Source organism: Prescottella agglutinans, assembly GCF_004011865.1.
GTDB lineage: Bacteria > Actinomycetota > Actinomycetes > Mycobacteriales > Mycobacteriaceae > Prescottella > Prescottella agglutinans.
Map to the genome: position 1 here is coordinate 365382 of NZ_RKLP01000003.1, position 17973 is coordinate 383354.

A 17973-nucleotide genomic window follows, 5' to 3' on the forward strand; every position below is an offset into this window, starting at 1 on the left:
TAGACCGGGCTAGATTTGTCGGGTGATCGTTGCGCTCATCGACTCGGGTCTGGGACTTCTCCCGACGTCTGCGTGGTTGCGTCGGTTGCGTCCGGACCTCGACCTGATGCTCTCCCTCGACCCGGAGGGTGCCCCGTGGGGTCCGCGCGACGAGCGGTGGGTGATCGACCGTGTCGTCGGCACCGCCCGCCGGGCCGTCGACCGCGGGGCCGAGGTCGTGGTGCTGCCGTGCAACACCGCCAGCGTCACGGCCCTCGAGCACGTGCGCGCCGACCTGGGTTCCGGCATTCCCGTGATCGGGACGGTCCCGGCGATCAAGCCGGCCGCGGCGATGTGCGATTCGGTCGCGATCTGGGCGACGGCCGCGACCACGTCCAGCGCGTATCAGGCGAACCTCGTCGAACAGTTCGCCAACGGCAGTTCGGTCGTCGGTGTGGCTGCCCACGGCCTCGCCGACGCGATCGACCGGGGCGACATCGATGCGGTCGGGGAGGCGATCGCGTCGGCGGCCGCCCGTACCCCCGGCGACGTCACGGGGGTGGTGCTGGGCTGCACCCACTACCCGTTGGTGGCGGAGGAGATCGCGGCCCACCTGCCCGACGGCGTCGTGCTGTTCGACAGCGCCGAGGCCGTCGCGGCACAGACCCTGCGGCGCATCGACGCCCTGGGACGCGATTCGACCGGCAAGGGCACGGTCGAAGTCCTGCTGAGTGGGACCCGCGGTGAGCTGCCGGTCAGCGCCGCCAGTTTCGACGCCGGCCGTCTGCTGCTCGCAGCGCCGTCCCGCTGAACTCGCCGTCCCCGGTTCAGCCCATCTGGGCCATCCCCGCGGCCACGACCTGCGCGACGGTGTCGAGTTCGTCGTGGTGCAGCCGGGGGATGTCGTCGAGGTCGCGCATCCGGTCGTTGCTGGCGGCCGAGAACATCGCCGCGACCCACGCGTTCGCGCAGGCCCGCAGCGTGCCCGGACGCACCGGGGCGACCGCGCTGGCCTGCAGGATCCGGACCGTCGCCTCGTGCAGGTACGTCCGGAACCGCCGCAGGTAGTTCCGGACGTCGGGGTGGGTCTCGGCCTCGCGCCAGATGATCACCCGCATCACCGACGAGTCGTGGTCCCGCAGGTTGAGGGCGTCGTCGAGGTTCACCAGGCTCCGGGCCGGATCGCCGGGGGCGACCAGCGGCGTGATGTCGTCGAGGGGTTCGGCGGGGAGGCGCTCGGCGAGCAGCGCCGTGAGGATGTCGGGTTTGGTGGGGAAGTAGTAGAAGACGAGGCCCTTCGGGACCCCGGCGGCCGCGGCGACCGCGGCCGTCGACGTGGCGTCGAAGCCGCGGTCCGCGATCAGGGTCTCGGCGGCGTCGAGGATCTTCGCGCGCGCGTCCCCGTCGATCCTGGCGCTGCGCCGACGGTGCGGCATGGCGTGGTTCGCTGTCTGTCGGGTCGTCTCTCGGTGGTTGTCAGTGCGCGGCAACGCCTCCGTGTCCGTGCATTCGTGCGCTCATCGCGGGCATGCCGACCACGGAGACCACCACGGTCAGCGCGCCGACGACCCAGGCCGTCCACGCCGCCCCGGTCATCGTGTGGAAGTTCATGACCCACGGGGAGATGAACAGCAGCACGCCCAGCACGCCCATCGCGTAGTCCGCCGCCGCCATCCCGGGCCGGGCCATGTGTGCCAGGCCGGCGAGGGCGGTGAGCACGCCCAGCACGATCAGCGACCACCGCGCGCCGGTGTTCGTCGAGAGCCACAGCGGCGAGAGCGCCGCGAACGCGCCGATGATCACGGCCGCGTAGTCCTGCCAACGAGTTGAAGCCTTCATGACCCGCCTCCTGGGGATAGGCCTCGGAAAAGGGGATAGAGGATCGCGTCCTCGGCTTCAGTGTCACGCTGACTGACCGGCCGATCAATATGTCCGGGTTGCACTTCGATGACGGATTCGTGCAGTTCAGGGCGCGGTTCTGTGACCGAATGTCACATCGGTTCAGTTCGACGGAACGCATGTGACATTCGGCCGGAAGGCCGGAGGGTGCGCTGCATGCGAAAGGGCCCGACCCCACCGGACGGCGGGGTCGGGCCCTTCTGCGAGCGGATGTCGAGTGTCAGAACTCGATCTTGAGGTGATCGCTCACCGGCTTGGCCTGGCAGCCCAGGATGTAGCCGTTGGCGATGTCCTCCTCGTCGAGGACGCCGGCGTGCTCCATCTCGACCTTGCCCTCGAGCACGGTGCAGGCGCACGAGCCGCACTCGCCCTCCTGGCAGGAGTACGGCACGTCCAGGCCCTTCGACAGCATGACGTCGACGAGCGTCTGCTTGCGCGGCCAGCTCAGGTTGTGCGTCTCGCCGTCCAGTTCGATCTCGACGGTCGCGGCGTCGGCGGCCTCCTCCGCGGTGACCTCCTCGAGCTCGACGTCCTTGAACGGGTCGCCGGCGAGCGAGTTGAAGACCTCCGCGTGGACCTGCGAGCGCGGCATGCCGGCCTGCGCCAGGGCGTCGTGGATGGTGTCCATGAAGGGGCCGGGGCCGCACATGAACGCCTCGTGCGAGGTGAACGGCGCGGCGAGGGTCGCGACCTGGGCGGCGGTGGGCAGGCCCTGTAGCGACTCGATCCAGTGGATTATCGTCAGGCGGTCGGCGTACTTGGCGGCCAGCTCACGCAGCTCGGCCGCGAAGATCACCGAGTTCTCGTCGCGGTTGGCGTAGACCAGGACGACCTTGCCCTTGCCCTCGGTCAGCGCCGACTTGAGGATCGACATGACGGGCGTGATGCCGCTGCCCGCGCCGAACAGCAGGAAGTCGTGGTCGAGCGACTTCGGCGTGAAGATGCCGGACGGGGGCAGCACCTCGATCTGGTCGCCGACCGAGACGTTGTCGCACAGCCAGTTGGAGCCGTAGCCCTCGGCGGTGCGCTTGACGGTGACCTTGGGGGCGTCGTCGGTGAACGGCGAGCTCGCGAGCGAGTAGCAGCGGGCGACCGAGCCAGTCAGGTCGCTCGGGATGCGCAACGTCAGGAACTGGCCGGGCTTGTACTGGAACTTGCTCTTCATGTCCGCGGGGACGTCGAAGACCAACGACCGCGAGTCGGGGGTCTCCTCGATCACCCCGGACACGGTGAGCACCGCGGATCGAGAGCTGTGCGGCACATCGATAGTGGTCATGCGAACTCTGGTCCTCTCGTGGATCAGCCTAGAACGTTTAGAACGTGTTCTAGTTTCAGCGTAGCAGCGTAGCGACGCTACCGGGGCGATGGTAATTCTCCGATTTCGGCTCCCGCTGATCGGGAGCGTTCTCGAGCGCCGAATCGGACACTCGAGCGGTCAGGCCTCGAGGACCAGCCAGCCGCCGTGATGATCGAAAACCTCGAACGGTCGTCCGGTCGAGGCGCCGAGCGCCCGGAGCGCGTCGGCGTCGAATGTACGCACGTGCCCGTGGCACGCCGTCGCGACGTCCTCGTAGGGCACCGCGACCACGACGCGCTCGCGCGCGATCCGCAGCGCCTCGGCGACGACGGTGGCCCCGGTGTCGGGGTCGACGTGCTCGAGGAGGTGGACGGCGGTGACGGTGTCGGCGCTGTCGTCGGGCACCGGCACGTTCGCGGCGTCGCACACCAGGGTGTCGACGGACAGGCCGAGCGTCGGTGCCACCGCGTCGAGCAGCGTCATCGTGCCCGGCAGGATGTCGGTCGCGGTGACGGGGACACCGGCACCGGCGAGGCGCAGCGGGAGGAAGCCGAAGCACGATCCCAGATCCAGCACGCTGCCGCGGACGAGTTCGGCGGCCTTGTCGTGGATCGGCGCGAAGTCCGCGGTGCCGTCCAGGAGTTCGGCGAGCGAGTTGCGGTAGTAGGCGGTCCACGACCCGAGGGCGTCGGGCACCGTCGAGCGGACCAGTCCGACCATCGTCAGTTCGAACTCGGTCTGACCGAAGTCGGCGTCGCCGATCGACGCGGTCACCTCCGCCACCAGGCGTTCGCTGAGCGACTCCGGTCCCAGCGAGTGCCGCACGTGGAGCGCGTCGCCCGAGCGGGTGAGCGTGATGGGTCCGCTCGGGACGCGCTCGACGGTGACGTGGTCGTGCGACCACAGGCCGGGCGGGCAGGGGGCGAGCGAGTCAAGCGTCATGGTGGGCGGTCCCGTTCAGCAGAGTTTCGTCGATGTCGTTCAGGCTGGTGTAGAGGATCCGACTGCCGTCGGTGAGCAGGTCGATCAGGTCGAGCGAGTCGTCCGTCAGCCAGGTCTCGTAGGCAGCGAGGGCGACGCCGAGCAGCAGGTACCCGGCGGTGCGGGGGAGTTGGTCGGTGGGGTCGAGTCGCATCCGGCGCGCGACGTACTCGGCGATCACCCGGCGCCAGCCGTCGTACATCACCACCGAGTACGCCTGCAGGGCCGGCACCACGAAGATCAGCCGCATGCGTTCGCGGTGAGCCGCGGCGACCTCGGGCGGGAACGTGTTGAACGCCAACAGTGCCGAGATCAGGCCGTCGAGCAGTGGCGTGTCGTCGGGAATCTCGGCGAGCAGGGTGCGCATCTCGGACAGGTGCGCGTCGAAGTCGCCCCACGGGACTGCGTTCTTCGACGGGAAGTACCGGAAGAACGTGCGACGTGCGATCCCTGCGGCCTCGGCGATGTCGTCGACGCTGGTGTCGTCGAATCCGCGCGTGGCGAACAGGTCGATCCCGACCGCGGCGATCCGGTCGCGCGTGGTCGTCGGCCGTCGGCCGATCCGCGACGACGGGTTCCTACGGCTTCGCACCTGTGTGACCTCCTTCACTAGTCATTGTGCACCCGATGCCATTACAGTGGTGAACCGAGTCACAGTGAAGCAGTCACTATGGCCTCTGACTCCGGTCCCGGGGTCCGATTTGGAGGAGGAATCGATGTCCGATCGCCAGAGTGTCACCGAGAGCCAGCTCGTCGAGGAGTCCCTCGTCGAAGAGGTTTCCATCGACGGCATGTGCGGCGTGTACTGATCGTGTCCGAACAAGTCGCCGGCGGCAGTTCGTCGGTCGGCACGATCGATCTCGACGCGGCGTGGAAGCTTCACCCGCAGGTGGCGCTGCGCCCCGAACCTTTCGGGGCGCTGCTCTACCACTTCGGGACGCGAAAGCTGTCGTTCCTGAAGAACCGGGCCATCGTCGCGATCGTCGAATCCCTGCCCGAGCACCGGAATGTGCGGGCAGCACTCCAGGCCAACGGCATCGAGGAGGATGCGGCGCGGCCGTATCTGCGCGCCCTCGAGACCCTGGCCGACTCGCACATGATCGTGCCGTCCTGATCTGCTTCTCCTTCTCACGCTCTGCACCCAACCAGACATCCCTGAATTTCCCGACCGTTTGTTCCGAGGATTCAGCCTGATTCGAGGATTTCAGCCATGACCTCAGTTCTCGAGCCTCCTGCTCCCAAGGTGGGGCGACTGGTCGACCAGTTCGAACTCGGCCTCGATGCTCCGATCTGCCTCACGTGGGAACTCACCTACGCGTGCAACCTGTCCTGTGTGCACTGCCTGTCGTCCTCCGGACGCCGGGACCCGCGCGAGCTCTCGACCGAGCAGTGCAAGTCGATCATCGACGAGCTGCAGCGCATGCAGGTCTTCTACGTCAACATCGGTGGCGGCGAGCCGACCGTGCGCTCGGACTTCTGGGAGCTCGTCGACTACGCCACCGCACACCAGGTGGGCGTGAAGTTCTCCACCAACGGCGTCAAGATCGACAAGAAGGTGGCCGAGCGCCTCGCGGCGAGCGACTACGTCGACGTCCAGATCTCGCTCGACGGCGCGACCGCCGAGGTGAACGACGCTGTGCGCGGGCCGGGCTCGTTCGCCATGGCGATCCGGGCGCTCGAGAATCTCTCCGAGGCCGGTTTCCGGGACGCCAAGATCTCGGTCGTCGTCACCCGCGAGAACGTCAGCCAGCTCGACGAGTTCAAGACGCTCGCCGACAAGTACGGTGCGACGCTGCGCATCACGCGGCTGCGCCCGTCCGGCCGCGGCGCCGACGTGTGGGACGAGCTGCACCCCACGCAGGAGCAGCAGCGCGAGCTGTACGACTGGCTGGTCGCCAACGGCGAGGGTGTGTTGACGGGTGACTCCTTCTTCCACCTGTCGGCATACGGGGACGCGTTGCCGGGCCTCAACCTGTGCGGCGCCGGCCGCGTCGTGTGCCTGATCGACCCGATCGGCGACGTGTACGCGTGCCCGTTCGCGATCCACGACCAGTTCCTGGCCGGAAACATCGTCTCCGACGGTGGTTTCCAGCAGGTGTGGCAGCACTCGGAGCTGTTCCAGGATCTGCGGTCACCGCAGACCGGCGGCGCCTGCAGCAAGTGCGACCACTACGACTCGTGCCGCGGCGGCTGCATGGCGGCCAAGTTCTTCACGGGCCTGCCGATGGACGGCCCGGACCCCGAGTGCGTCCAGGGCTACGGCACGTCCGCGCTCGAGGCCGAGCGCACCGTGCCGAAGTCGAGCCAGGACCATTCGCGGACCGGTAAGCGTGCCGAGCGGCGCACGCCGCAGGCGCCGGTTCCGCTGACCCTGCTGACCCGTCCACCGGCCAAGATCTGCGACGAAAATCCGCTTGCCGGTATGTAGTTCCCGATGGCCGAATGTCACACGCGTTCAATCCGACTGGACGCATGTGACATTCGGCCACACCCCCTGATCGAAGGAAGAGTGCGTTATGGCCAAGAGCGCGTGGTTCGAGACGGTTGCCGAGGCGCAACGTCGCGCGAAGAAGCGTCTGCCCAAGTCGGTGTATGCGGCGCTGGTCGCCGGGTCCGAGAAGGGCCTGACCGTCGACGACAACATCGCGGCGTTCTCCGAACTCGGGTTCGCCCCGCACGTCGCGGGCCTGTGCGGCGAGCGTGATCTGTCGACCACCGTGATGGGCCAGCCCATCTCGATGCCGGTGATGATCTCGCCGACCGGTGTGCAGGCCGTGCACCCGGACGGCGAGGTCGCCGTCGCCCGTGCCGCCGCCGCCCGCGGCACCGCGATCGGGTTGAGCTCGTTCGCGAGCAAGTCGATCGAGGAGGTGGCGTCGGCCAACCCGCAGACGTTCTTCCAGATGTACTGGGTGGGCGACCGGGACACGCTGCTGCAGCGCATGGAGCGTGCCCGCGCGGCCGGCGCGACCGGCCTGATCATCACCCTCGACTGGTCCTTCTCCAACGGCCGCGACTGGGGCAGCCCGGCGATCCCGGAGAAGATGGATCTCAAGGCGATGTTCCAGTTCGCCCCGGAGGGCATCACGCGCCCGAAGTGGCTGTGGGAGTTCGCCAAGACCGGCAAGGTGCCGGACCTGACGACGCCGAACCTGGCCGCACCGGGCCAGGACGCGCCCACGTTCTTCGGCGCGTACGGACAGTGGATGGGCACCCCGCTGCCGACGTGGGAGGACGTCGCGTGGCTGCGTGAGCAGTGGGGCGGACCGTTCATGCTCAAGGGCGTCATGCGTGTCGACGACGCCAAGCGGGCACTCGACGCCGGCTGCTCCGCGATCTCGGTGTCGAACCACGGCGGCAACAACCTCGACGGCACCCCGGCACCGATCCGGGCGCTGCCGGCGATCGCCGAGGCGGTCGGCGACCAGCTCGAGGTCGTGCTCGACGGCGGCATCCGCCGCGGCAGCGACGTCGTCAAGGCGCTCGCCCTCGGCGCCCGTGCCGTCATGATCGGCCGTGCCTACCTGTGGGGTCTGTCGGCCAACGGCCAGGCCGGTGTCGAGAACGTCCTCGACATCCTCCGCGGCGGCATCGACTCGGCGGTCCTCGGCCTGGGCCACAAGTCGATTCACGACCTGAGCCCGAACGATCTGGTGATCCCCGAGGGCTTCCGCCGCGACCTGGGCGTCGGCTAGAAGCCGCACGCGTCGAACGGGGCGCGATGCCCAGCACACTCACCGAGCAGTTCATCCTGGCCGGGCGCACCGCCCCGGCCAGGGTGCTGTTCGGTCCGCACGAGACCAACCTCGGTGCCGGCCGTGCGCTGTCGCCGCGGCACGTCGCGTACTACGCACGACGTGCCCGCGGCGGTGCCGGGGTGATCGTCACCGAGACGGCGTCGGTCCATCCGAGTGACTGGCCGTACGAGCGGGCGCCGCTGGCGGCGGACTGCGGCGCGGGTTGGCGGGAGATCGTCGAGGCGTGCCGCCCGCACGGATCGCTGGTGCTCGCCGGCCTGGGGCACACCGGGTTCCAGGGCTCGAGCGCGTGGTCGCAGTCGGCGCTGTGGGCGCCGTCCCGGTTCCCGGATCCGGTGTCGCGGGAACTGCCGATGGAGATGGAGCGTGCCGAGATCGCGGCGCTCGTCGCCGGCTTCCGGGCCGCGGCCGCCCTCGCGGCGGCGTCGGGCGTGGACGGTGTCGAGATCGACGCGGGCGCGTCGTCGTTGCTGCGGCAGTTCCATTCGGGCCTGACCAACCATCGCGCCGACGAGTACGGGTCCGACAGGCTGCGCCTCACCCGTGAGGTGATCGGTGCGGTTCGCGCCGAACTCGGCGACGAGCGCGTCCTGTCGCTGCGGCTGAGCTGTGACGAGCAGGCCCCGTGGGCGGGGGTCACGCCCGAGGAGGCCGCCGATCAGGTTCGGGCACTGGCCGATTCGCTGGATCTGCTCGTCGTGGTGCGTGGCGGGCCGTACTCGGCCACGTCCTACCGGCCGGACGGGCACACCGAACCCGGATTCAACGTCGGCCTGTGCCGGGGTGTCCGCGCCGCCGCGCGCGGGCGGGTCCCGGTGGTGCTGCAGGGCAGCGTCGTCGACCCGGACGAGGCGCGGCGTGCGCTGGACGACGGGGTCGCCGACGCCGTCGAGATGACCCGCGCGCAGATCGCCGACCCCGACCTCGTGACGAGGGTGCGGGCCGGCGTCGTCCCCCGGCCGTGCGTGCTGTGCAACCAGACCTGCCTGGTGCGCGACCCGCGCAACCCGGTCGTCACGTGCATCGGGAACCCGTCGGCCGGACACGAGACCGTCGACCCCGAACCCGTGCACGGCGGCGACCGCGGCCCGGCGATCGTCGTCGGGGCGGGACCGGCCGGCCTCGAGACCGCGCGGGTGCTCGCCCTCCGTGGATTCCGGGTTTCCTTGTGCGACAGGCGGGAGCGTCCGGGCGGCATGCTGCGGACGGCGGCCGCCGCGGTCGGCCGCGGGCGGCTGGCGGACCTCGTCGAGTGGCTCGAGGACGAGTGCCGGCGACTCGGGGTGGACATCCGTACCGGCGTCGACGTGTCGACCGCCGACCTCGACGCGGCCCGGGACTCCGCCGTCGTGCTCGCGACCGGCAGCAGCACCCGTCCGGTCCCCTGTCCGGTGGGCCCGGGTGTGCAGGCCACCACGGCCGCACAGGTCCTCGCGGGCGCCGCGCTGGAGCCGGGGCCGGTGCTGGTGGTCGACCCGGTCGGCGGGCCCGTCGCGGTGTCGGTGGCGTCGTGGCTGGCCGAGCGGGGCCGGGCGGTGTCGATCGTGACCCCGGACCAGATCGTCGGCTCCCGGCTCGGACCCACCGGCGATCTCGTCGGGGCGAACGCGCGGATGCGGCGGGCCGGGATCGCACTGCACCTCGCGGCCGTCCCGGTGTCGGCCGAGGCCGGAGAAGCGGTGCTGCGCAGCCGGTTCACGGACGAGGTGTCGCGGGTTCCGTGCGCGGTGCTGGTGGACTGTGCGCATCCGCTGCCGAACGAGGAGATCGACCGAACGGACGCGCTGCGGGTCGGCGACTGCGTCGCACCCCGGACCGTCCTCGAAGCTGTCCGCGAGGGACGTCTCGCGGCAATGTCGGCGCTGCCGACGAGTTCCAAACCGTCGGCGTCGCCGACGAGATCGGTACACGAGGTAGTCACGGGATAGGAGATCACTGTGGGACAGTTCGACGGCAAGGTCGCCTTCATCACCGGTGCGGCGCGCGGTCAGGGTCGCTCGCATGCGGTGCGTTTGGCGCGGGAGGGTGCCGCGATCATCGCGGTGGACGTGTGCAAGAGCGTCACCGACGACAACACCTACGACGCGGCGACCGCGGACGACTTCGCGGAGACGGTCCGCCTCGTCGAGGCCGAGGGCGCGAAGATCTACGCCCGCGAGGCCGACGTCCGCGACAGTGCCGCACTGAAGGCCGTCGTCGACGCCGGTGTGGAGCAGTTCGGTCGGCTCGACATCGTCATCGCGAACGCCGGCATCTGCAACTGGAACCGCTTCTGGGAGATGTCGGACGAGCAGTGGGAGACCCTGATCGACATCAACCTCACGGGCGCGTTCAAGACGCTGAAGGCGGCGGTGCCGACGATGATCGAGGGCGGCCGGGGCGGCTCGATCATCCTCGTCAGTTCGGTGGCCGGGATGAAGGGCCTGCCGGGTCAGGCGCACTACGCGGCGTCGAAGTTCGGTCTCGTCGGTCTCACGCAGGCCGCCGCGAAGGAATTGGGCGAGTTCAACATCCGCGTCAACTCGATCCACCCGTACGGCGTCAACACGCCCATGGGCACCGACCAGGGCAGCCTGGTGATCCTGCAGAAGCACCCGCACTACGGCGCGAGCTTCGCCCCGATCCTCACCGAGAAGCCCATCGCCGATCCGGACGACATCACCGATGCGGTGATGTGGCTGGCCGGTGACGGCTCCAAGACGGTGACCGCGAGCCAGGTCGCGCTCGATCAGGGCAACACGAAGGTCTGACGCGAGGACGTCCATGCGTCATCCGCTGCTGTTCTCCCCGCTCCGCCTGGGTGCGCACACGCTGCGCAACCGGGTGGTGTTCACCGCGCACCTGACGAACTACGCGCACGGTGGGCTGCCCACCGCGCAGCACGCCGCGTACTACGCGGCGCGTGCCGCGGGCGGAGCGGGGATGATCATCACGGAGGAGCAGTGTGTCCATCCGTCGGACTGGCCGTACGAGAAGGTGATCCACGGCTACCGGCCCGAGGTGGTGGACGGCTACCGCGAGATCACCGCCGCCGTGCACAGTCGCGGCGCGGTGATCCTCGCGCAGCTCAATCACAACGGCGGGCAGGGCTCCGGTATGTACTCGCGGCGCCCGCTGTGGGCGCCGAGTCCCGTCCCGGACCCGTTGTTCCGGGAGGTGCCCAAGGCGCTCGACCGCCGCGAGATCGCCGACCTGGTCGCGGGATACGCGACGGTGGCGCGGCACTGCCGGGACGGCGGGTTCGACGGCGTCGAGTTGCAGGGCTCGCAGTCGTCGCTGATCCGCGGCTTCCTCGCGTCGGGCACGAACCGGCGCACCGACGAGTACGGCGGCCCGATCGAGCATCGGGCACGGTTCCTGCTCGAGGTGATCGCGGCGGTGCGGGAGGCGATCGGCCCGGACCTGGTTCTGGGCGTGCGGCTCTCGGGTGACGAGCGGGTGGCGGGCGGGATCGTGCTCGACGAGGCGGTCGCGGTCGCCCGGCTGGTGGAGGCGACCGCTGCCGTCGACTACGTCAACACGACGATGGGAATGGCCACCGCGACGCTGCACCTGGTGGAGCCGTCGATGGCGACACCGCGCGGGTACGCCCTGCACATCTCCGACGCGATCCGGCGGGCGGTGCGGCTGCCGGTGATCGGGGTGGGGCGGCTGAAGGAGCCGGCCGAGGCCGAGCGTGCGCTCGCCGACGGCCGGTGCGACCTGGTGGGTGTGGTGCGCGGGCAGATCGCCGACCCGGAGTTCGTCGACAAGGCGCGTCGCGGCGCCGACGACGAGATCCGCACGTGCCTGTCGTGCAATCAGGAGTGCGTCGGCCGCATGGGGCTGGGCCGCTGGCTCGGCTGTGTCGAGAATCCGCGTGCGGGAAGGGAATCGGTGACGCTGCCGACGCCCGCGCCGACGGGGCGGCGGGTGGTCGTGGTGGGTGGCGGCCCGGCCGGGCTGTCGGCGGCCGCGACCGCGGCCGAGCGCGGGCATCGCGTCACCCTGTTCGAGCGCGCGGACGTCGTGGGCGGGCAGATCCGGGTGGCGGCGTCGGCGTCCGGTCGGGGCGAACTGGGGGATCTGGTGCGCAACCTCGAGCGCGAGTGCGTGCGCCGCGGTGTGCGGATCGTGACGGGTGTCGAGGCGACGGTCGAGTCGTTGGCCGCGGAGTCCCCGGACGCGGTGGTCGTCGCGACCGGTGCGCGACCGGTGCGTCCGGGGTGGGCGGGGCAGTGCCCGCGGGTGGTCCATGCCCGAGAGGTGCTCGAAGGCGCTGCTGCCCCGGCCGGTCGGGTGCTGGTCGTCGACGAACTCGGTTTCCAGCAGGGGCCGTCGGTCGCGGAGACGTTGGCCGCCCGCGGGTGCGCGGTGACGATCGCGGCGGCGGGGATGATCGTCGGCCAGGACCTCGGCATCACGCTGGACATGGAGGGCTGGCAGCAGCGCGCGCACCGGGCCGGGATCGAGCAGCGGACCGATCTGTCGGTGACCGCGGCGGTGCCGGACGGTGATGCCGTGCGGGTCACGTCGGCCGATCACCTGGCCGGAAGCGACGACGTGGCGGTGTTCGACTGGGTGGTGTGCGCGATCCATCAGGAACCCGAGGACGGGCTGTGGAAAGTGTTGTCGGGCAGCGCTTCGCCGCCGTTCGAGGTGCACCGCGTCGGGGATGCCGTGACGCCGCGACGGTCGCATGCCGCGGTGCTCGAGGGACACCGGGTGGCGGTGTCGTTGTAGGACCGACCGGTCGAGGCTCTCAGCTCGCCGACTGCTCGCCCGTCTTCAGCACGCGCCGGATCAACTGCCACAGCTCGAGACGGGCCGGACCGGTGAGCGACAGCTTCGGAAACGTCAGGAAGCCGTGGAACAGGCCGTCGAAGCGATGCGCGACGACCGGCACCCCGTCGTCCGCGAGGCGTTCCGCGTAGTGCTCGCCCGCCGAGCACGGAGGATCCAACTCGGCCGTGACGACGAGGGCGGGAGGGAGGCCCGCGAGCGTCGCGGCCCGGGTCGGAACCACGAGTTCGCTCGACCTGTCGTCGGGCGCGTACTGGTCCCAGTACCAGCGCATCGCATCGGTGGTGTTGTAGTAGCCCACCCCGTATTTCGTGTACGACTCGGTCGTGAAGTCGTCGTCGATGACCGGGTAGACGAGGATCTGCGCGGTGATCCGGGGAGCACCGCGGTCCCGCGCCGCCAGGGCAACCGTCGCCGCGAGGTTCCCGCCGGCGCTGTCCCCGGCGATCGCGATCCGGTCCGGGTCTCCGCGGTACCCGCCGGCGTTCTCCGAGGCCCACAGCAGAGCGGCGTAGACGTCTTCCATGGCAGCGGGCGCCCGGTGTTCCGGTGCGCGCCTGTAGTCGACCGAGACGACCACGGAGTCGACGGCCTCCGCCATCGAACGGCAGAATTCGTCATGGGAATCCAGGTCGCAGAACACGAATCCGCCACCGTGGGCGAACACGATGACCGGTAGCGGATCGTTCGACTCGGAGTGCGGGACGTACACACGCAGCGTCAGGTCCCCACCCGGGCCGTCGATGACGACGTCGCGGGCGATCGCCAAGTCCGGCGTGCGCGTGAGCGGCGCCCGGCGAGAGGCGATGATCTCACGAAGCTCCGAAGCCGGGTGCTTCGTGACGTCCGGGAAGCCTGACTCGAGAACATCGAGCATGGCTTCCACATCGGGGTGCAAGTCGGTTCGGCGATCCACTCCCACGTCACAATTCCTTTCTCGTATTCGACATCTCGAATCCCCGGTAGCGGCGCACCGGGCGCTGCGTCGAAGCGCAGACACCTCGGCGAGGCTGCGACGACACCGATCTCGCCGTGACGCTCAGCCTCGCAGGAAGCCGCTCACGGCCGCAATACCGTCGTCCCAACGATCGGGAGGCTTCTTCCCAGAGATCTCGATCCGCGAGAGCTTTTGTCCACGAATCGATTCGGGATCGTGTACCAAGTCCGGCCCGGGCAGTGGTCATCCGTGGGATGCGTCGAGCAGCGCGAGTTCGTCGGCGGTCAGGTCGAGTGTGGCTGCGGCAAACGAATCGGCGACGGATTCCGGCCGCGACGCACCGGGTATCGGGATCACCACCGGAGATCGGTGGAGTTGCCATGCCAGAGCGACGCGGTGGACGCTCACCCCGCGAGCCTGTGCCACTGCATCGAAGGGGGAACCGTCGCCACCGAAGCTCTTCGCCTGACGCATGCCGCCGAAGGGGCCCCACGACAGAAAGGCGAGCCCGCGGTCCTCGCACGCTCGGATCTCCGCTTCGGCGGACCTGGTCGCGGGGGAGTACTCGTTCTGCACCGATACCAGGGCATCTCCGAGGATTTGCTGCGCGACGTCGATCCGGTGGACGTCGGCGTTGGAGATCCCGACCCGAGCGACCAATCCCTCGTCGTGGAGTGCACGGAGCGCGAGCATTGACTCCTCGTACGGCAGGCGAGGATCCGGTCGGTGGTGCTGGTAGAGCGGTAGCGGGTCGAGACCGAGCCGCCGGATCGAAGCGACGCACGCCTTCCGCAGATGCCCGTGACTTCCGTCGATCCACCACGTGTCGGTCTCGGGGAACCGGAGGTGGCCGCCCTTCGTCGCCACCACGACGTCGTCCAGCGGCCCCGGCCAGGTCCGCAGCGCGTCCGCCAGCGCCGACTCGTTGACGCCGTCGCCTCCACCGGCGGGCCCGTACACGTCTGCGGTGTCGAACAGTCGGATACCGGCATCCAGCGCCGCATGTACCGCTCGGCGTCCGCGCTCGACGTCGTATCCCGGGACCTGGGTGATCGTCATGGATCCGAATCCGATGGCCGGCACCCGCAGATCGCCGAGTCGGCGGACGGGAGTGTGTGTGCTGCTCATGTCAGCGGATGGTCGAGCCGGCGTCGACGGGGAGCGAGATCCCGGTGACGTACCGGGCATCGTCGGACGCGAGGTACATCAACGCGTTGGTGACGTCCGATGCGTCGATCCGTTCGACCGGCAGTGAGTTGAGGAAGATGGGCGCGAGGTCGGGACGCTCCGCCAGGAGAGCGGGAAGCACCTGCGAGTGCCCCTGCGGAGTGTCGACGCCCGTGGGGTTGATCATGTTGACCCGGATGTTGCGGTTCGAAAGCTCGAGGGCCAACGACCTGCACAGTCCGGTGAGCGCATGCTTGGACGCGACGTATGGGGCGTAGAACGGCAACCCGACCGTGCTCGCCGTCGAACCGGTGATGACGATGTTCCCGCCGCCGGCGGACTCCATGTGCGGGATGGATGCCGCGCAGGTGTTCCACACCCCGGTGAGGTTGATGTCGAGCGTCGTCTTCCAGATCTCGTCGGTCACCTCCTCGTGGCGCTGGACCGTGCAGATCGAGGCGTTGGCGACGACGACATCCAGCCGCCCCAGTTGCTCGACGCCGTCCGTGACCACCCGCTCGAGTGCGCGTCGATCGCGGACATCGACCTCGGCGGCGTGCACGCGTCGTCCCGTGGCTTCGACCATGCGCGCGGTCTCTGCAAGCCCCTCGCCGGTCCCCATCGCGTAGGGGACGAGATCTATCTGGCGGCAGAGGTCGATCGCGATGACGTCCGCACCTTCCGAAGCCATCGCTACTGCGTGATTGCGCCCCTGACTTTGCGCCGCTCCGGTAACCAGTACGACTTTTCCTTGCATTCTCATAAAAGGCCTCCAGGCGTGAAAAGGATTTTGTTCCACTGGGTGGTCACTGGTGTTTCGGGCCGGTTGTTCGTCCTTTATTGCGACTACGACTACGGGCGGCCCCGGGTCTCGCTCAGTCGGGTGGCCAACCGTGCCGCGGTCGCGCGATCGAGGAGTTCGATGGTCAGGCCGAGGGCATCCCTGTGATAGGCGGTGCCGACGGGGCATCGGCCGTCGCGAAGGCCCCCCATCCACAGCGGGGCGCCTCGACGTTCGAGTTCCTGCGAGGCCAGGGCCAGATGGTCGACCACGAACCCCAAGTGGTGAATCCCTGACCGATGCTGCCACACAGTGGATTCGGGAACCTCGCGTAGCAACTCCACGTGCGGGGGACCGTCGATGGTGAGGCCGAGGCGTTGCGCCGTCGAGTGCTCGAGACCGTCGATCCGGCAGTGGTACTGCGACTCCGGCAGGAGGTGTATCGAGAGGCCGTAGAGATCCCGGAAGTGTCGGACTGCGGCTTCGGGGTCCGGCACGACGATGCCGATGTGATGCAGTCGCCCCAGCCCGAAGTCGGTCTCGGGTGCAGTGAACGGTTCCATCAGAATCCTCCCTGTGGGCGTGCGACAAGCGAAAGAGTCTGCGCCGGACTCGGTAGTGAATGATCGTTCAAATCTGGATATAATTCAAGGTGAGTTCGTTCGACTCGATCCCTCGACCGCCATGTGCAATGTGGCAAAAGCCCGCTGAATGAAGGTTCAACCAGCAATTTCGGGACATCCGCGATGCGCGAGATCGGCCCCGAACACGATCACGTCCGGCCCGGTACACCGGTGTCGTGGGAAGGCTGCTCGCGGACAACGTCCACGGCTGAAGCGTGCTCGGGCGGATGTCCGAGGTGCGCGTTACGGTCCGGCCATGGCACAGACGCAGGTCGATCTACCGGATCCGGACACTGTTCACCGGATGCTCGCGGCATGGGCGGCGGCCCACGCGGCCGTCTTCTCCTTCTCCGATCTGGAGTACGCCTTCGCTGTCGAGGTCGATCGGGTCACCTACCACGACGGTGGCGGGTCGTACTTCCGTTTCCTCGCGCTCCCGGACGGCCGGGCCGCGATCTTCGGTTTCGATCGCGACTACCCCGATCCGGACCTCGAGGGCGACCGCACCGTCCTGCAGGATCAGGGGGCGGACGCCTGGTGGCTCGAGTCGGCCGCAGGTGACGAGATTCTGAACTTCGCGTACGGGTACGACGGCGGACGGTGGTCCGCGGTGGGGCACGATCCGATGCGTGTCGCGCCGATGATGCTGGCGCCGGGGCCGTCGCAGGAGTCGACGTCCGCGCTCTCCACCCTCGCGGACTTCCTCGAGCAGGCCTCGGACGACCTGCTCGGCTCCGCGGTGCGGGGAGACGAGGCCGCGCTCGAGGCGCTGCTCGCAGCCGGACCGGACATGGACGAGGCCATTCTCCGGGCGGCGATGGTCGGAGACTACGAGCACCTGCGCGACGGGCTCGCGGCCGCGGCGCTCTTCCGTCGCTGATCCCGGTGGGCTGAGCCTGGTCAACTGTCCTGTGCCATAGCCGGATTCGGCCGGAGGGCAGCGGCCCCGCCGCATCGGGGCGCGCGCCGACGGCGGGAGTCGGCGGCCGACGCGGCGGATCGGTCCGACGCGCCCGCATACGATCGACCGATGCACCTCGCCCGCACCCCCTGGCCGGATGTGCCGCGCGACGACTCGACCGTCGCGGTCCCGGTCGGCTCGCTCGAGCAGCACGGCCCGCACCTGCCGCTGGACACCGACACCCGGATCGCGTCGGCCGTTGCCCGTGCCCTGCCCGGCGTCACGTGCGCACCGGCGATCGCGTACGGCGCGAGCGGTGAGCACGAGGGGTTCGCCGGCACGATCTCGCTCGGCAGCGCGGCGCTCGAGATGCTGCTCGTCGAGTACGGCCGGTCGGCGTGCCGGTGGGCGCGGCGGGTCGTGTTCGTCAACGGGCACGGCGGCAACGGTCCGGCGCTGGTGAAGGCGGTGGAACTGCTCCGGTACGAGGGTCGCGACGTCGTCTGGCTGCCGTGCGCGGTGCCGGGCGCCGACGCACACGCGGGGCGGACGGAAACATCCCTGCTGCTGCACCTTTCGCCCGACGACGTCGCGATGGACCGTGCCGAGCCGGGCAACACCGCGCCGATCGCGGAGTTGCTGCCGCGGCTGAGGTCCGGTGGCATGCTCGCGGCCACCGCGAACGGCGTCCTCGGGGACCCGACAGGGGCCTCGGCGGACGAAGGCCGTGTGTTGTTCGACGCCCTGGTCGAGCGTTCACGGAAGGCGGTCGCCGGCTGGACGCCGCGGCCCGATGGGCGGCTCTTGTGAACCTTGTGGTGAAACGCCCGGGTTTTTTGCGGCAAGTTCTGCCCAACGTCCGATTCGC

The 17973-nt window shown here is 69.4% G+C and carries 19 protein-coding genes; 10 read left to right on the plus strand and 9 right to left on the minus strand.

The window, feature by feature from the left end; all coding sequences use genetic code 11:
* Positions 1 to 22: 22 nt before the first annotated feature.
* Positions 23 to 790, plus strand: coding sequence for a glutamate racemase (locus EGT67_RS08655; RefSeq protein WP_127915646.1), 768 nt, complete (start codon positions 23 to 25; stop codon positions 788 to 790).
* A gap of 16 nt (positions 791 to 806) precedes the next feature.
* Here the strand turns inward: EGT67_RS08655 and EGT67_RS08660 are convergent, their stop codons facing one another.
* The 5 genes from EGT67_RS08660 to mftR all read right to left on the minus strand — a co-directional run bounded on the left by EGT67_RS08660 (position 807) and on the right by mftR (position 4748).
* Positions 807 to 1415: a TetR/AcrR family transcriptional regulator gene (locus EGT67_RS08660; RefSeq protein WP_127915647.1), complete on the minus strand. Its 609-nt coding sequence runs from the start codon at positions 1413 to 1415 to the stop codon at positions 807 to 809.
* Between the two features lie 40 nt (positions 1416 to 1455).
* The gene (locus EGT67_RS08665) at positions 1456 to 1818 is read right to left on the minus strand and encodes an SPW repeat protein (protein ID WP_127915648.1); all 363 of its coding nucleotides are present in this window, start codon (positions 1816 to 1818) and stop codon (positions 1456 to 1458) included.
* Between the two features lie 280 nt (positions 1819 to 2098).
* A complete protein-coding gene (locus EGT67_RS08670; RefSeq protein WP_127915649.1) occupies positions 2099 to 3154 on the minus strand; it encodes a ferredoxin--NADP reductase in 1056 nt (351 codons plus the stop codon).
* A gap of 159 nt (positions 3155 to 3313) precedes the next feature.
* On the minus strand, positions 3314 to 4117 hold the full coding sequence (gene mftM / locus EGT67_RS08675) for a mycofactocin oligosaccharide methyltransferase MftM (RefSeq protein ID WP_127915650.1): 804 nt from the start codon (positions 4115 to 4117) through the stop codon (positions 3314 to 3316).
* Positions 4107 to 4748: a mycofactocin system transcriptional regulator gene (mftR, locus tag EGT67_RS08680; protein WP_127915651.1), complete on the minus strand. Its 642-nt coding sequence runs from the start codon at positions 4746 to 4748 to the stop codon at positions 4107 to 4109. Before mftR ends, mftM begins: the two co-directional genes overlap by 11 nt.
* A gap of 124 nt (positions 4749 to 4872) precedes the next feature.
* On the opposite strand from mftR, the gene mftA reads away from it, so the two are divergent.
* The 7 genes from mftA to EGT67_RS08715 all read left to right on the plus strand — a co-directional run bounded on the left by mftA (position 4873) and on the right by EGT67_RS08715 (position 12636).
* The gene (gene mftA, locus EGT67_RS08685) at positions 4873 to 4965 is read left to right on the plus strand and encodes a mycofactocin precursor MftA (protein WP_127915652.1); all 93 of its coding nucleotides are present in this window, start codon (positions 4873 to 4875) and stop codon (positions 4963 to 4965) included.
* Positions 4950 to 5270: a mycofactocin biosynthesis chaperone MftB gene (gene mftB, locus EGT67_RS08690; RefSeq protein ID WP_421958107.1), complete on the plus strand. Its 321-nt coding sequence runs from the start codon at positions 4950 to 4952 to the stop codon at positions 5268 to 5270. Before mftA ends, mftB begins: the two co-directional genes overlap by 16 nt.
* Before the next feature lie 96 nt (positions 5271 to 5366).
* The gene (gene mftC / locus EGT67_RS08695) at positions 5367 to 6584 is read left to right on the plus strand and encodes a mycofactocin radical SAM maturase (RefSeq protein ID WP_127915654.1); all 1218 of its coding nucleotides are present in this window, start codon (positions 5367 to 5369) and stop codon (positions 6582 to 6584) included.
* A gap of 88 nt (positions 6585 to 6672) precedes the next feature.
* A complete protein-coding gene (gene mftD / locus EGT67_RS08700) occupies positions 6673 to 7851 on the plus strand; it encodes a pre-mycofactocin synthase MftD (protein WP_127915655.1) in 1179 nt (392 codons plus the stop codon).
* Between the two features lie 26 nt (positions 7852 to 7877).
* Positions 7878 to 9842 carry a mycofactocin system FadH/OYE family oxidoreductase 1 gene (locus EGT67_RS08705; RefSeq protein WP_127915656.1) on the plus strand — a complete coding sequence of 655 codons (1965 nt, stop codon included), beginning with the start codon at positions 7878 to 7880 and terminating at the stop codon, positions 9840 to 9842.
* Positions 9843 to 9851: 9 nt separating this feature from the next.
* Positions 9852 to 10664 carry a mycofactocin-coupled SDR family oxidoreductase gene (locus tag EGT67_RS08710; protein WP_127915657.1) on the plus strand — a complete coding sequence of 271 codons (813 nt, stop codon included), beginning with the start codon at positions 9852 to 9854 and terminating at the stop codon, positions 10662 to 10664.
* Between the two features lie 13 nt (positions 10665 to 10677).
* On the plus strand, positions 10678 to 12636 hold the full coding sequence (locus EGT67_RS08715) for a mycofactocin system FadH/OYE family oxidoreductase 2 (protein WP_127915658.1): 1959 nt from the start codon (positions 10678 to 10680) through the stop codon (positions 12634 to 12636).
* A gap of 19 nt (positions 12637 to 12655) precedes the next feature.
* Here the strand turns inward: EGT67_RS08715 and EGT67_RS08720 are convergent, their stop codons facing one another.
* The 4 genes from EGT67_RS08720 to EGT67_RS08735 form a co-directional block, all read right to left on the minus strand.
* Positions 12656 to 13573, minus strand: a complete 918-nt coding sequence (locus tag EGT67_RS08720) for an alpha/beta hydrolase (RefSeq protein ID WP_127915659.1) — start codon at positions 13571 to 13573, stop codon at positions 12656 to 12658.
* Positions 13574 to 13876: 303 nt separating this feature from the next.
* Positions 13877 to 14761, minus strand: a complete 885-nt coding sequence (locus EGT67_RS08725; RefSeq protein WP_127915660.1) for an aldo/keto reductase — start codon at positions 14759 to 14761, stop codon at positions 13877 to 13879.
* Position 14762: 1 nt separating this feature from the next.
* Entirely contained in the window at positions 14763 to 15563 is an 801-nt protein-coding gene (locus EGT67_RS08730; protein ID WP_421958108.1) for a mycofactocin-coupled SDR family oxidoreductase, read from the minus strand.
* Positions 15564 to 15652: 89 nt separating this feature from the next.
* Positions 15653 to 16144, minus strand: coding sequence for a VOC family protein (locus EGT67_RS08735; protein ID WP_127915661.1), 492 nt, complete (start codon positions 16142 to 16144; stop codon positions 15653 to 15655).
* A 316-nt stretch (positions 16145 to 16460) separates the two neighbouring features.
* Between EGT67_RS08735 and EGT67_RS08740 the strand changes: the two genes are divergently transcribed.
* The gene (locus EGT67_RS08740; protein WP_127915662.1) at positions 16461 to 17084 is read left to right on the plus strand and encodes a hypothetical protein; all 624 of its coding nucleotides are present in this window, start codon (positions 16461 to 16463) and stop codon (positions 17082 to 17084) included.
* 150 nt (positions 17085 to 17234) lie between these two features.
* Complete coding sequence (gene mftE, locus EGT67_RS08745; RefSeq protein ID WP_127915663.1) at positions 17235 to 17915, plus strand: mycofactocin biosynthesis peptidyl-dipeptidase MftE; 681 nt, start codon at positions 17235 to 17237, stop codon at positions 17913 to 17915.
* Positions 17916 to 17973 lie beyond the last annotated feature (58 nt).